Source organism: Polaromonas sp. CG_9.5 (assembly GCF_035984465.1).
Lineage (GTDB): Bacteria > Pseudomonadota > Gammaproteobacteria > Burkholderiales > Burkholderiaceae_C > Polaromonas.
The window spans coordinates 111,373-125,052 of the sequence record NZ_JAXCHR010000001.1 but is presented as its reverse complement, the minus strand read 5'-3'; the positions used below and the strand labels follow the sequence as shown (position 1 = coordinate 125,052).

Annotated in this window: 13 protein-coding genes; 9 read left to right on the top strand and 4 right to left on the bottom strand. The window is 59.6% G+C overall.

The genetic code is table 11. The features are described 5' to 3' along the window. Nucleotides 1–7: 7 nt before the first annotated feature. The 3 genes from RCH06_RS00565 (at nt 8) to RCH06_RS00555 (ending at nt 2,366) form a co-directional block, all read left to right on the top strand. Nucleotides 8–595: an IMPACT family protein gene (locus RCH06_RS00565; protein WP_327079480.1), complete on the top strand. Its 588-nt coding sequence runs from the start codon at nt 8–10 to the stop codon at nt 593–595. 167 nt (nt 596–762) lie between these two features. Further along, nucleotides 763–900 carry a hypothetical protein gene (locus RCH06_RS00560; RefSeq protein ID WP_327079479.1) on the top strand — a complete coding sequence of 46 codons (138 nt, stop codon included), beginning with the start codon at nt 763–765 and terminating at the stop codon, nt 898–900. A gap of 221 nt (nt 901–1,121) precedes the next feature. Further along, nucleotides 1,122–2,366 carry a RidA family protein gene (locus RCH06_RS00555; RefSeq protein WP_327079478.1) on the top strand — a complete coding sequence of 415 codons (1,245 nt, stop codon included), beginning with the start codon at nt 1,122–1,124 and terminating at the stop codon, nt 2,364–2,366. A gap of 310 nt (nt 2,367–2,676) precedes the next feature. Here the strand turns inward: RCH06_RS00555 and RCH06_RS00550 are convergent, their stop codons facing one another. The 4 genes from RCH06_RS00550 to RCH06_RS00535 all read right to left on the bottom strand — a co-directional run bounded on the left by RCH06_RS00550 (nt 2,677) and on the right by RCH06_RS00535 (nt 7,592). Further along, the gene (locus tag RCH06_RS00550) at nt 2,677–4,551 is read right to left on the bottom strand and encodes a gamma-glutamyltransferase family protein (protein WP_327079477.1); all 1,875 of its coding nucleotides are present in this window, start codon (nt 4,549–4,551) and stop codon (nt 2,677–2,679) included. A gap of 180 nt (nt 4,552–4,731) precedes the next feature. Continuing rightward, nucleotides 4,732–5,499 carry a 3-hydroxyacyl-CoA dehydrogenase gene (locus tag RCH06_RS00545; protein WP_327079476.1) on the bottom strand — a complete coding sequence of 256 codons (768 nt, stop codon included), beginning with the start codon at nt 5,497–5,499 and terminating at the stop codon, nt 4,732–4,734. A gap of 157 nt (nt 5,500–5,656) precedes the next feature. Then, nucleotides 5,657–6,715 (bottom strand): extracellular solute-binding protein, encoded by a 1,059-nt coding sequence (locus RCH06_RS00540; protein WP_327079475.1) that lies wholly within the window; start codon nt 6,713–6,715, stop codon nt 5,657–5,659. Nucleotides 6,716–7,046: 331 nt separating this feature from the next. Then, entirely contained in the window at nt 7,047–7,592 is a 546-nt protein-coding gene (locus RCH06_RS00535) for a phasin family protein (RefSeq protein ID WP_327079655.1), read from the bottom strand. A gap of 287 nt (nt 7,593–7,879) precedes the next feature. Here RCH06_RS00535 and RCH06_RS00530 point away from each other — a divergent pair, with 287 nt between their 5' ends. The 6 genes from RCH06_RS00530 to RCH06_RS00505 all read left to right on the top strand — a co-directional run bounded on the left by RCH06_RS00530 (nt 7,880) and on the right by RCH06_RS00505 (nt 13,610). Continuing rightward, the gene (locus tag RCH06_RS00530; protein WP_327079474.1) at nt 7,880–8,836 is read left to right on the top strand and encodes a histone deacetylase family protein; all 957 of its coding nucleotides are present in this window, start codon (nt 7,880–7,882) and stop codon (nt 8,834–8,836) included. A 22-nt stretch (nt 8,837–8,858) separates the two neighbouring features. Next, the gene (locus tag RCH06_RS00525; RefSeq protein ID WP_327079473.1) at nt 8,859–9,302 is read left to right on the top strand and encodes an acyl-CoA thioesterase; all 444 of its coding nucleotides are present in this window, start codon (nt 8,859–8,861) and stop codon (nt 9,300–9,302) included. Then, on the top strand, nt 9,299–10,075 hold the full coding sequence (locus RCH06_RS00520; RefSeq protein ID WP_327079472.1) for a nitroreductase: 777 nt from the start codon (nt 9,299–9,301) through the stop codon (nt 10,073–10,075). Before RCH06_RS00525 ends, RCH06_RS00520 begins: the two co-directional genes overlap by 4 nt. 253 nt (nt 10,076–10,328) lie before the next feature. After that, nucleotides 10,329–12,206 (top strand): ABC transporter permease, encoded by a 1,878-nt coding sequence (locus RCH06_RS00515; protein ID WP_327079471.1) that lies wholly within the window; start codon nt 10,329–10,331, stop codon nt 12,204–12,206. Beyond that, nucleotides 12,206–12,976, top strand: coding sequence for an ABC transporter ATP-binding protein (locus RCH06_RS00510; protein WP_327079470.1), 771 nt, complete (start codon nt 12,206–12,208; stop codon nt 12,974–12,976). Before RCH06_RS00515 ends, RCH06_RS00510 begins: the two co-directional genes overlap by 1 nt. Beyond that, a complete protein-coding gene (locus RCH06_RS00505; RefSeq protein ID WP_327079469.1) occupies nt 12,969–13,610 on the top strand; it encodes an ABC transporter ATP-binding protein in 642 nt (213 codons plus the stop codon). The genes RCH06_RS00510 and RCH06_RS00505 overlap by 8 nt, the downstream gene beginning before the upstream one ends. Nucleotides 13,611–13,680: the final 70 nt, after the last annotated feature.

The following is a 13,680-nucleotide window of genomic DNA, read 5'->3' as shown; positions in this document are numbered from 1 at the left end:
TTGCGCCATGCAGCAACTCGCCGCGCCCGCCAGCTTTGAGATCGTCATCAAGAAAAGCCGCTTCATCGGCATGCTGTTTGCCGCCAGCAGCCGGGCCGAAGCGCAAGTTTTGCTGGCCGATCAGCGCCGGCAGCATCCCGGCGCTTGCCATGTCTGCTGGGCGCTGGTGTGCGACGGCGATTCGGGGCTGGACGACGACGGCGAGCCGTCCGGCACGGCGGCCAAGCCCATGTACAACGTGCTGATGCACAAGGACTTGATGAACGTGCTGGCGGTAGTCGTGCGCTACTGGGGCGGCATCAAGCTGGGCGCCGGCGGCCTGACGCGCGCCTACGGCCAGGCCATTTCAGAAGCCGTGAAAACCGCTGAACTGCAGCCCGTTGAGGCGCAATGCGAGCGGCGCTGCGTGCTGCAGTTCGCCGACGAATCCAGCCTGCGCCGCCTGTGTGAACAGCAGCAGGTCACCGTGCTGGACGCCGCCTACGCCGACGCCGTCACCCTGGTGCTGCGCATGAAGGCCAGCCAGGCCGAGGCGTTTGAAGCGTCAGCGCGCAACTTGCTGCGCGGCGCGTTGCAGTTCAGCCGCGCTGCCTGAGCGCCGCTGCCTGCGGCCACACCAAGAAAACATGCAAAACGGCCGCTGGCTGTGTTGAGGCCATGAAGCGGGTGTTGCTTGATCATTTCCCCTGCTAAAGTTCGACATTGCATACATAGTGCAATTCAATGTGTATACAATAAAACTTGAGGCGGTGACCATTCGAAATGGCGTTGAATCTTTCGCGCCGACTGTTCTTTGATATTGATGGAAATACCCTGAATCAGGTTGTAGACAAGGGGGGAGCAGGCGAAGCGCACAAGGCGATGGTCGAAGCTGTCGCAAAGGCGATGCTGCTGCTTTGACCTGACAACCGATTCGGCAAAGTCGATAGCCAGTAAGCGGGTAAACAGCTGTCGGCAAACGCCCCCGTGCCCGCTGTGCCTCAGTGATTGATCATTTTTCGCCCATGTCAACTGGTTGAGTTGAGGAGTTTTTATACGAAGTCAGATTTTCAATATAAAAAGATGATTTTTAAATCATGGTCAATCAATGTCTAAATATAAAATAAAGAGTCCATATTTTTATGAGTAACTATAACGCTATCTCCGCAAAAAACATCGCAAATGCACCACAAGGCAAGGGCGTGTATTCACAAAGCGTAGCCTTCTCTCATTACAATAATCTTTCAGCCCAGCTCCCTGTCGATCCAAAATCTGGTGAATTAGTCGCTGGCGGTGTAAAAGAGCAGGCCGGCCAGTGCTTTAATAACATTAAAGCCATTTTGGAAAGCATTAATCATGTGATGGATGACATTGTTCGTGTCACTGTATTCGTCAAGAATATCTCGGACATTAATGCGGTCGATGAAGTTTTTGTACCTTTCTTTCCCGGTTATCTTCCTGCACGTACGGTACTTGCCGTCGCAGTGCTGCCTATGGGCGCTTTGGTGCAAATTGAAGCGCTTGTGTCGCACGGTGAAGGCACCATTCCCAATGCGCCGCAGACAGGTGACCTTGTAAAAGTGGCAAGAAATACGCAAAATGCGCCGAGAAATTCTGTTTCTACACAAACAGTAGCTTTTTCTCATTACAACAACATTTCAGCGCAATTGCCTATAGACCCGACAACCGGTGAAATAGTAGCGGGCGGTATAAAAGAGCAGATGGGTCAGTGCTTTAATAATATTAAAGCTATTTTGGAAAGTATTGACCATGTGATGGACGACATTGTTCGAGTCACTCTATTCGTCAAGAATATCCCGGACATCGAGATCGCAAAAGAAGTTTTTACAACATTTTTCACAGGTTATATGCCTGCATTGACCGCCGTTGTCGCATCAGCTTTGCCTGAAGATGCCTTGGTGCAAATCGAAGCCGTCGTGTCACACGGAGACGGTACACCGCCACAGGCACCTGAAGATACACGCAATATCGTCATAAAGGCAAATAATACAGACAACGCTCCCCAAAGCGCCGGCTCACAGACGGTTGCATTTTCTCATTACAACCATATTTCAGCACAATTGCCTGTGGACGCGAAAACTGGTGAAATGGTGACGGGTGGTATTAAGCAGCAAGCGGATCAGTGCCTGAAAAATATCAAGGCCATTGTGGAAAGCGTTGACCACGTTATGGGCGATGTCGTCAAAATAAATATCGCCCTTAAAAATATCGAAGATATCGATGCAGTAGACGAAATTTATACAACGTTCTTTCCGGGCGGTATTCCTGCGCGAAGAATTATTGGCGTTTCAGCACTGCCTGGCGATGCGCTAATCCAAATCGATGCCGTGGTGTCCAATGCTGAAGGAACGCCTCCTGCCGCATAAAAGGCAGTTGTATTTAAATACATCAGCTATTCAATCTGCCTGGAAATGTGGGCGCTGAGTTTGACGGCGTATGCGCCAGCCTGAAAAGCAAACTCAGAATACTGGTTCAGTCACGGCTGGATAAAATGCCGCAAAGCGCTTTGTCGCAAGCAGCCGCTGACGGCTGAGTGGCACAAGCGCACAGGCATCGTCTGATGCAGAAACCCACGAAAAAAAGCACGCTTGCAATACACCGCAAGCGTGCTCTTTTTTTAATAGCTGTCAGCGCACGTCCATCATGCGCTACAGCACTATTTCATTGATATTTACCTCAATCCCCCATCACCACGCCTTCGCGCCGGGGGTCTGCGCCGCCCAACCACATGGGCTTGCCGTGGATGTCGCCGCGTGTGATGGCTTGCAGGCCGCTGGTCATTGGCAGTTCGCGCACTTCGGCACCGCGCGCGCGCAGTGCCTCGACGGTGGCTGGGGCAAAGCGGTTTTCTTCCAGCAGCGTCGGGCCGTTGAGCGAGCCGAAGTTGGGCAGGTCAATCGCTTGCTGAGGCAGCAGTCCCCAGTTCAGCACGCCGTACAGCGTCTTGGCGGTGAAGTGGATGATCAGCGCGCCGCCGGGGCTGCCGGCGCTCATCACTAACTGGCCGGTAGCCTTGTCGAACACCAACGTCGGCGCCATCGACGAGCGTGGCCGCTTGTTAGGCTGCACGCGGTTGGCGACTGGCTTGCCTTCGGCGTCAGTGGGCGCAAAGCTGAAGTCGGTCAACTCGTTGTTCAGCAAGAAGCCGCCCGCCTTGCCGGTGCCGCCGTCGCTCATCAGGCGCGAGCCGAACTGGTCTTCAATCGTCGTGGTCATGGCCAGGGCGTTGCCAAAACTGTCGACGATGCTGATGTGTGAAGTGCCATGTTCGATCTGATCCGGCATGGGCGCATAGGCAGTCCTGACCAGGCCGGGCACGCCGGGCTTGGCCACCTTCATGCTCGGGCCGGCCGGCTGGATCAGGCTGGCGCGCGATTTCAGGTAGGCCGGGTCAAGCAGGCTCATCCAGCTGCCACCGGGTGGTTGCACGAAGTCGGGGTCGCCCAAGTATTGCGCGCGGTCGGCAAAAGCCAGGCGCGAGGCCTCGGTGTACAGGTGCAACCAGTCGGCCGAAGGTGTGGGACTGGGGGTGCCGGGGACGCCGCCCATGCCGGTGACCAGGCCCAGCGTAGCCGCTGGCGTGTTGTTCAGCATGCCCAGAATCTGGCCGACGGCAATGGCGCCGGAGCTGGGTGGCGGCATGCCGCACAGCACATACGCCTTGCCGCGTGCGCTGTAGTCGGCGCAGATAGGGTCGCGTTTCTTGGGCTGGTAGCCGGCCAGATCGCTCATGGAAAGCTGGCCCGGGTTGCTCGGGTGGCCCTGCACTTTGGCCACGATGGACTGCGCCACCGGGCCGGTCAGCAGCGCGCTGGAGCCCTTGCTGGCGATTTGCCGCAGCACGTCGGCCAGCGCCGGATTGCGCAAGGTGGTGCCAATCGCAACCGGCGAGCCGTCGGGCTGGTAGAAATAAGCGGCCGCTGTGCGGTCGTTTTTCAGGTATTTTTCGTCTTTCAGCAGCGTGCCCATCCGGGCGCTGACCTTGAAGCCGTTGTTGGCCAGCGCAATAGCCGGCTCGAACAATTTGGCCCACGGCAGCTTGCCGTATTGCTTGTGCGCCATCTCCAGCATGCGCACCGTGCCGGGCGTGCCGACCGAGCGGCCGCCGACCACGCCGTCGTAAAACGGTATGGGCTTGCCGTCAGCGCCGATGAAGAGGTTTTCGTTGGCCGATGCCGGGGCGGTTTCGCGGCCATCAAAGGCTTCGACTTTGCCGCCGCTGGAGTGCAACAAAAATGCGCCGCCGCCAATACCGCTGGACTGGGGTTCGACTAGCGTCAGCACCATTTGCACGGCAATGGCTGCGTCAATCGCCGTGCCGCCAGCCTTGAGAATCTGGTAGCCCGCTTCCGTGGCCAGCGGGTTGGCCGCCGCAACGGAAAATTGGGTGGTGGCCCAGCCGGGTTTGGGCGTAAAGCCGGTCGCGCTTTCGGGTTGCTGCACGACGGTGCCGGGCGCGCTAGACAGCTGTGGCGGCGGGCGGGTGGCAGGTGTATTGGCGCAGGCGGCCAGCAGGCTGGCCAGTGCAACGGTGCTTAACAGACGTTTCATGCGATCTCCTCCGGGTTGGATGAGTCGTCATGCTACGGCAGCGCGTTGCTTTTGTGGCGTTTATCGCCAGTTCAGGCGGTTTTAATGAGTTTTTGGCAGGTTGTGCATGCAGGACGGGCGCTGTCAGCTATTAAAAACAGAGCGTGCGCGGCGCAGACTGGCCGCGCATGCCGGGGTGCTTTAGCGCGGTGCGAGGCGAATTGCGCCGTCGAGCCGGATCACTTCGCCGTTGAGCATGTCGTTTTCAAAGATGTGCTTGGCCAACTTGGCGTAGTCCTGCGGCGTGCCCAGGCGCGAAGGGAAGGGCACCGAAGCGGCCAGCGAATCCTGCACTTCTTGCGGCATGCCAAACATCATGGGCGTGCCGAAAATGCCGGGGGCAATCGTCATGTTGCGGATGCCGTTGCGCGCCAGATCACGGGCAATCGGCAGTGTCATGCCGACAATGCCACCCTTGGACGCACTGTAGGCGGCCTGGCCTATCTGGCCGTCGTAGGCGGCCACGGACGCGGTGGAAATCATCACGCCACGCTCGCCGGTGGCTTCGGCCTCGTTCTTGCACATGGCTTCAGACGCCAGGCGGATCATGTTGAAGCTGCCAATCAGGTTGACCGTGATGGTCTTGCTGAACACCGCCAGACTGTGCGCGCCGTTCTTGCCGACGGTTTTTTCAGCCGGTGCAATGCCGGCGCAGTTGACCAGGCCCATCAGCTTGCCCATGGACACGGCCTTGGCAACGACTGCCTGGCCGTCGGCTTCCTGGCTCACGTCGCACTTGACGAACGCGGCATTTCCTTCGCCCAGTTCCTTGGCGATGGCTTCGCCTTTTTCCGCCTGCATGTCGGCAATCACGACCTTGCCGCCGTTGGCGACCAGCATGCGCGCCGTGCCTTCACCCAGGCCTGATGCGCCGCCGGTGACGATAAATACTTTGCCTGCGATGTCCATGAGATGTTCCTTGAAGTTGAAAGTTGAAAAAACGTGAAAAGAAGCGCAACAATGCAAATTGACGTTTACGTCAACGTCAATCCAGCCGCCAATTATCGCGCATGAAAAAAGCCCGGAAGCTTTTGAGCGACCGGGCTTTGATGCAAGCGTTGCTTGATTACTTGAAACCGACGCGGTCCAGCATTTGCTGCACCTTGATCTGGTTGTAGCCAATGGTGCTGACGGGAATGGTGTCGGCCTTGAAGCTGCCGCCTGTCATGGCCTGGAGCGCCGGGTTGTTGACCTTGACGCTGGCCACGGCGGGCCATTCGTTGTTGCCGTTGGCAAAATAGTTTTGCGCGTCCGGGCTGGCCAGGTATTCCATGAACTTGATGGCGTTTTCCGGATGCTTGGCATTTTTAGCTACGGCGGCGCCGGCAATGTTGACATGCGTGCCCCAGGTTTCCTGGTTGGGAAATACCACGCCGACGCGGTCAGCCACCAGTTTGTCCGCTGGTGCGTCTGACCGCATGATGCGCGCCAGGTAGTACGTGTTGGTCAGCGCCACGCCGCACTCACCGCTGGCCACGGCCTTGATCTGGTCGGTGTCGCCCCCCTTGGGGTCGCGCGCCATGTTGGCCACCAGGCCCTTGAGCCATTGTTCGGCCTTGGCTGCGCCCAGATGCTCGGTGACGGCTGAAAACAATGACAGATTGTACGGATGGGCGCCCGAACGGGTGCACAGCAGGCCCTTGTTCTTCGGATCGGCCAGTTCCTCGTAAGTGTCGACATCGGCCTTCTTGACCTTCAGCTTGTCATACACGACGACGCGGGCGCGGGTGGAAAAGCCGAACCAGGTCGTGCCTTCAGGGCTTGCCTTGGCCCGCAGGTTGACCGGAATGGCCGCTTCCAGCGCGGGCGACTTGATTGGTTTGAACAGGCCCTCAATATCGCCTTTCCAGAGGCGGGCGGCATCGACCAGCAAAATCACGTCGGCAGGCGACGCCGCGCCTTCGGCCTTCAGGCGCGCCAAGATGCCGGCATCGTCGGCGTCGACCCGGTTCACCTTGATGCCGGTGGCCTTGGTGAAATTGCTGTAAAGCGCTTCATCGGTCTGGTAATGGCGGGCTGAATACAGGTTAAGAACCTGATCCTGCGCGCTGGCAGTGCCAACAGCGCCGAACAAGGTGGCGGCAGCCAGGGCAAGACCGGTCAATAACGGCAATTTTTTGAACATGTGGGAATCCTGAGGGCTTGAAAGTTACCGAGTTTAATGCAAATGCGAATTAGTCGCACTCTCTTTGACGCTGAAATAGCTGCATTGCAAAATCGCTCAAGTGTTGGGCTGCAACCTGGATCACCAGTGCCATTGCAGCCGTTTGCCGGCATTTACCGGGTTCAACAGGCCGCCCGCCACTCATACGCAGGGAGGTGTTTTAAGCAAAAAAAAGCCCAACCGAAAGATTGGGCTTGAACGGAACCGAGAAACTGGAAGCTTCTGCAAGGAATCGGAAAGACAATTTTTTACGCGAGTCTTGGCTGCGTTGGCAGCAAAGGCTCAGCGGTTATTAACGTTTTTTGGTCACGTTCTTGGAAGCGTTGACGGCTGACTCGGAAACCGATTTGAAATTGGTTTCGGCCATGTCGCCTGCTTGCTTGACGGCTTTTTGCACGGACTCGAACGCCGTGTTGGCAGCGGTCATGGCGCTTTTCATCATGGTCACTGCGGTTTCGGAACCGGCAGGTGCATTTTGGGTAGCGCTGTCGATCAGTTCAGCCACTTTTTTCTGGGCTTCAGCGGTCTGGCCTTCAAAAGACTTGCTGATTTCGGCGCTGGACGACTGGGCGATTTCGTACAGGTGACGGCTGTAGGCAGCGGTTTTTTCAGCCAAAGGCTGAACCATGCTGACTTGCAGGGCCAACAGTTCTTGTGCGTCTTTTGCGCCCATGACAGCTTGTGCGTTGTTGGCGGTTTCGGCCAGGGCTGCTTTGGTGGCTTGCACATTCAGCTCGACCAGCTTTTCAACGCCTTCAAAGGCTTTCTGGGTCAAACCGAACAGGGTTTCGATGTTGGCTTTGTGCGATGCCATGATTTGTTCAGCGGTCAGCATAATAATTTCCAATACAGTAGTTAAGGTTAAATAGTTGCTTTGCGCTGAATTGCTGCACTGCAACATGAAGCCGATTATAGGAAGATACCCTTGGTTTTGCAACCCTTCATTGTTGCAACGCCGCATTTTAGGTGTGCCTGTCTGCTTTTAATATTCTAGGGTGACGAGACTGTGTCGACTTGAGATGCATCAACCCCAGGCAACTCCCTGCAGGGCGCTGATTTCGCTGGCAAGCCGCAAGTGCGCAGGCTGATTCAAGCGCCTGGCTTTTAATTCTGGATACCTGCCACGTGCATGCTTTTTACGCTGACAACTTCGTTCTGCCCCTGCCCACCGGGCATCGCTTTCCGATGCGCAAATACAGCTTGCTGCGCGAACGTGTGGCGAGCGAGCTGCCTGCCGTGCAACTGGCCCAGGCACCCGCTGCCAGCGAAGGGGAACTTGCCCTTGTCCACACGCCTGCTTACATAGAAGCCATCATGCAGGGCACTTTGCCTGCGCCTGAGCAGCGTGAAATCGGTTTTCCCTGGAGCCCCGCCATGGCCGAAAGGGCGTGCCGCTCGGTGGGTGCTACCCTGGCCGCCGCGCGCAGGGCGCTGGGATTGCGGGCCGGCGCACAGCCCGCAGGCATTGCGGCCAATCTGGCGGGCGGCACGCACCATGCGTATGCCCACAAGGGCGGCGGGTTTTGCGTCTTCAACGATTCGGCGGTGGCCGCCCGGCTGATGCAGGCCGAGTGGGCGCGGCTGCATCGCCATGCCAGGGCACCGCTACAGGTGGCGGTGATTGATCTGGATGTGCATCAGGGCAATGGCACGGCCAGCATTTTTGCCCGCGACCCGAGCGTGTTCACGCTGTCGCTGCACGGAGAAAAGAATTTTCCGTTTCGCAAGGAGGACAGTGACCTGGATGTCGAATTGCCCGACGGCTGTGTTGACGCGCCGTATTTGCAGGCGCTGGAGCACGCGCTGGATGAGCTGGACCGGCGCTTCACTCCGGGGCTGATTCTGTACCTGGCCGGCGCTGATCCGTTTGAGGGCGACCGCCTGGGGCGACTGAGTTTGAGCTTTGACGGGCTGGAAGCGCGTGACCGCCGCGTTTTTGACTGGGCCTGGCAGCGCCGCATTCCGCTGGCGTTTTCCATGGCCGGCGGCTACGGCGTCGATATTGATCAAACCGTTCAGGTGCAGATGAACACCTACCGGGTGGCAGTTGACTATTGGCGCAAGTGGAATCCGGCCGGCTGAGGCGCTGGCAAAATAGCGCGTCATGACACACCCCGCTCGACCCCAAGCTGAATTGCGCAGCCGCTACAAAGCCTTTCGCGACATCGGCACCCGCTGGGCTGACAACGATATGTATGGCCACGTCAACAACGTCGTTTATTACAGCTGGTTTGACACCGCCGTCAACGGCCTGCTGATTGAACGCGGCGCGCTCGACATTCATGCCGGCCCGGTGATTGGCTTGGTGGTGGAAACCCAATGCAATTACTTCTCGCCGCTGGCCTTTCCCGAGCCGGTGGTGGCCGGCATTCGCGTGGCGCATGTTGGCGCGTCCAGCGTGCGTTACGAAGTGGCGCTGTTTCCGGGCGATGAAAGCCTGCCTTGCGCCGCCAAAGGCCATTTTGTCCATGTGTATGTAGACCGCGCCCTGCGCCGGCCTGCGCCCTTGCCGCCTGAACTCATGTCTGTACTGGAGCCACTGAAATGAAGCCTGTTGTTTTACCTTCCCATCCTGTGGTCGCGGGCGATTTTGCGCCGGACGATGCGCCCAGCAGCGCGTCGGCACCGCCGCTCAATGCGGTTGACCGGGCGATAGAAAGCCGGCAGTCGATGCGCGAGTTTTTGCCCGCGCCCGTGCCCCGCGCCCTCATCCTGCATTTGCTGGAACTTGCCAGCCGCGCCCCGTCGGGCACCAACACCCAGCCGTGGAAAGCCTATGTGCTGCAGGGCGCCAGCAAGCAAAGCCTGAGCGACAAGGTTTGCCTGGCGCATGACGCGCTGCGCGATAACCCGGCGCTGGCTTCTGATTACAAAGAGGAATACGACTATTACCCTGAAAAATGGGTATCGCCGTACATTGACCGGCGGCGCGAAAACGGCTGGGGCCTGTACGGGCTGCTGGGCATCACCAAAGGCGACAAGGACAAGATGCATGCGCAGCACCAGCGCAATTACCGCTTTTTTGATGCGCCGGTCGGCCTGATGTTTACGCTCGACCGCGTGATGGGCCGGGGCTCGCTGCTGGACTACGGCATGTTCATGGAAAACTTCATGATCGCCGCACGCGGCCATGGCCTGCACACTTGCCCGCAGGCCGCCTGGAACGGCTTTGCCAAAATCATCCTGCCGCACATCGGCGCGGGCGACAGCGAGATGCTGGTCTGCGGCATTGCGCTGGGGTATGCCGATGAGTCAGCGCGGGTCAATACCTATCGCACGCCGCGTGTGAGTGCGGCTGAATTTACGACCTGGCTGGAGTGATGGGCCCCCACGCTCCCCACTGCGTGTGGTTCGCTGCCCCCCGAGGGGACGCTGCGCCTGCGGCCCGGCAAAGCCGGTTCCGCGGCCCTGGCTGGTTTGACGCGGATGCCGCCACGCTTGTGGGTTTGCCTGCTGTGCTGATTCCCTATAAGACTTTGCAAAGCCAGTTACTTAGCCATAGCTTGCACGTTCAGGCGGCTCACTGCGCTCGTCTTGACGTGTCAACAGCCGCCAGTCGCAGCCCTGCCGCCGCATGACCTTCTCCGTCGTTCAGCTGCTCGGCGGCTTGTCTTACGCCACCACGCTGTTTTTGATGGCGGCAGGGTTGACGCTGATTTTTGGCGTGACGCGGATTGTCAATTTTGCGCATGGCAGTTTTTTCATGCTGGGTGCGCTGTTTACGGCGCACTGGGTGACCAACTGGTTTCCGGCCTGGGGCGAAAGTCTGCCGCTGTACCTGCTTGCTATTCTTTTGGGAGCTGCTTGCGCAGGACTGGCGGGCGCTGTCGCCGAATTCTTCTTGTTAAGGCGAATGTCCGGCGCGCCCGAGCTTTACCAGCTGGTCGCCACGTTCGGCCTGAGCCTGGCGATGCACGACGCGATGCAATGGAGCTTTGGGCCGGACGAGGTGTTTGCGCCGCGCTTTCCGGGGCTCAAGGGCTCGGTGCAGATTGGGGACGAGTTTTTTCCGGTGTACCAGCTGGCGATGATTGTGCTCGGGCCGCTGGTCTGGCTGGGGCTGCATCTTTTGCTGCGGCGTTCGCTGTTTGGTCAGCGCCTGCGCGCTGCCACGCAAGACCGTTCCATGCTGGCCGCGCTGGGCGTGAACCCCAAACCGCTGATGCTTGGCGCGGTGGTGCTGGGTTGCGCGCTGGCCGGGCTGGGTGGCGCGCTGCAATTGCCGCGCGAACCGGCGCATTTGCAGATGGACATGAACGTGATCGTCGAAACCTTCGTCGTCGTCGTGACGGGCGGGCTGGGCAGTATTGGCGGTGCGTTTGTCGCGGCCTTGCTGATTGGCCTGGTGCATGCCTTTGGCATCAGTGTGTTTCCGCAGGCCACGCTGGTGATTGTGTTTTTGACGATGGCGGTGGTGCTGGTGTTCAGGCCGCAGGGGCTCAAGGGCATGCCCGCTGCATCGCTGGAACACGGCGGCGCGCGGGAAGCGGCGCAGAAGTTTCGCGGTGTGGCGCTGGGGGGCGGGTGGCAGGCGTTAATTGCCGTGGCTTTTGCGTTGCTGGCGGCGCTGGCTTGGGGCGGTGGTGCCTATTGGCAGACGCTGGCCGCTGACGCGCTGATTTTGATGATCTTTGGCATCAGCCTGCAATCAATGATGGCGCTGGGCGGGCTGGTCAGCTTTGGCCATGCGGCGTTTTTTGCGCTCGGTGCCTATGGCGCGGCCTTGTCGCACACGCTGTGGGGCGCTTCGCTGCCGGTGGCGCTGGCCGCCGGTTGCGGCGCGGCGCTGGCCGTGGCGGCGGTGTTTGGCGCGGCGGTGGTGCGCAGCAGCGGCGTGTATTTGGCGATGCTGTCGCTGGCCTTGGCGCAGGTGATCTGGGCCAGCGCCACGCAGTGGGTAGACCTGACCGGCGGCGACAACGGGCTGATTGGCCTCACGCTGGTTACTGACGACGGCCGTCCGGTTTTCTATGCCTTGCTGGTGGTGCTGGCGCTGGCGTCGGTGTTCGCGCTGCGGTTTTTAAGCCAGTCGGTGATGGGCGCGGCGCTGCAGGCCGTGCGCGATGCGCCTTTGCGCGCGGCGGCGTCGGGGCTGTCGGTGGGCTGGCTCAAGTACCGGGTGTTTGTCGAAAGCGCGGTGCTGGCTGGTCTGGCGGGCGGGTTGTTTGCCGCGCACAAAGGAGCCGTTTTTCCGTCTTTAGCTGCCGTGTCCACGTCGGTCGATGCCTTGCTGGTGGTGTTGCTGGGCGGTGTGCACCAGCTCTGGGGCGCGGTGGTGGGCAGCCTGGTGCTGACCTATGCCAGCGCTGAACTGGGCCGGGAAGTGACGTACTGGCGCGGCCTGCTCGGGCTGTTCATCATGCTGATCATGGTGGCTTCGCCGTCGGGTCTGCTGGGATTGATGGCTCGCCTGGGCGTGCGGCGTCATCGCATCACTGAGGTAAACCGCTGATGCTGCAGGTTCAACAACTGGTGAAGTATTTTGGCGGCGTCCATGCCGTCGATGGCGTGAGCTTTGACGTTGCCGCCGGGGAATGCGTGGCGCTGATTGGCCCCAACGGCGCAGGTAAATCGACCTGCTTTGCCTGCATTGCCGGCCAGTATCCGCTGACGGGCGGCCATATCCTGTGGAACGGCAGGGCGCTCGAAAAGCTGGCTCCGGCGGCTCGCCTGCAGCATGGCGTGGCACGAACCTTTCAGGTAGCGCAGGTCTTTGAAGCCCTCACGGTGCTACAAAATGTGCAGCTGACCATACAGGCCAGTCGTGCGCATCAGGCCATTTCGGCCTTTAAACGGCTGGATGGACAGTCGCGCGAAGCCGCCAGCGCGCTGCTGCAGGAAACCGGCTTGACCGATGTGGCCAACGAAGACGTTTTGCGCCTGCCTTATGGCGCCAAAAAGCGGCTGGAACTGGCGATGGCGCTGGCGGCGAGTCCCAAACTGCTGTTGCTCGACGAGCCCGCTGCCGGCTTGGGTGAAGCCGAACGCGCCAGCCTGATGCAGCTGGTCAAAAAGCTGGCCGGGCAGGGCATGGCCGTGCTGTACACCGAGCACAACATGGACGCCGTGGCGGGCGTGGCCGACCGCGTGCTGGTGCTGATTGAGGGCCAGCTGGCCGCACAAGGCTCGTTCGAGGAAATTTCGCGCGACGCCACGGTGCGCCGGCTTTACCTGGGCGAAAGTCTGGATGACCAACCCGTCGAAGGAGCCGCCCATGCTTGAAGTTCACCAGCTCAACGCTTTTTATGGCCAGGCGCAGGCGTTGTTTGACGTTTCATTGCGCGTGCAGGCCGGTGAAATGCTGGTGCTGCAAGGCCTGAACGGCGCCGGAAAATCGACGCTGCTCAAAGCCATCATGGGGCTGGAAGTGCGCACCGAAGGCCAGATTCGCTGGCAGACGCCGACGGGCTTGGTGGCCATCGAACGCTGGGAAACGCACCGGCGCGCGCAAGCCGGTCTGGGTTATGTGGCTGAAGACCGCCGTTTGTTCACCGAGCTGACGGTGCGTGAAAACCTGCACGTCGCGGCGGGTAAAAATGCCAAGGCGCTTGAAGCCCGGGCGCTCGATTTGTTTCCCGTTCTCAAAACCCTCTTGAATCGGCCTGCGGCCCAGATGAGCGGCGGCCAGCAACAGATGCTGGCGATTGCCCGCACCTTGATGACCGGCCCGAAAATCCTGCTGCTCGACGAGCCTTGCGAAGGCATTGCGCCGGTGCTGGTGGAGTCGATTCGCGATGCGCTGTTGCTGCTCAAGCGCGAAGGCATGGCGCTGCTGGTGGTCGAGCAAAATCGCCTGCTGGCCTCGCGCGCCGACCGCTTGCTGGGGCTGGTTGCAGGTAAAGTCGGAGGCTCGTGAAACTGGCCCGAGCTTGTGCGGCCAATTCAACTTTTTCATCTCTCCCGTCATTGTTTAAAAGGACATTGCC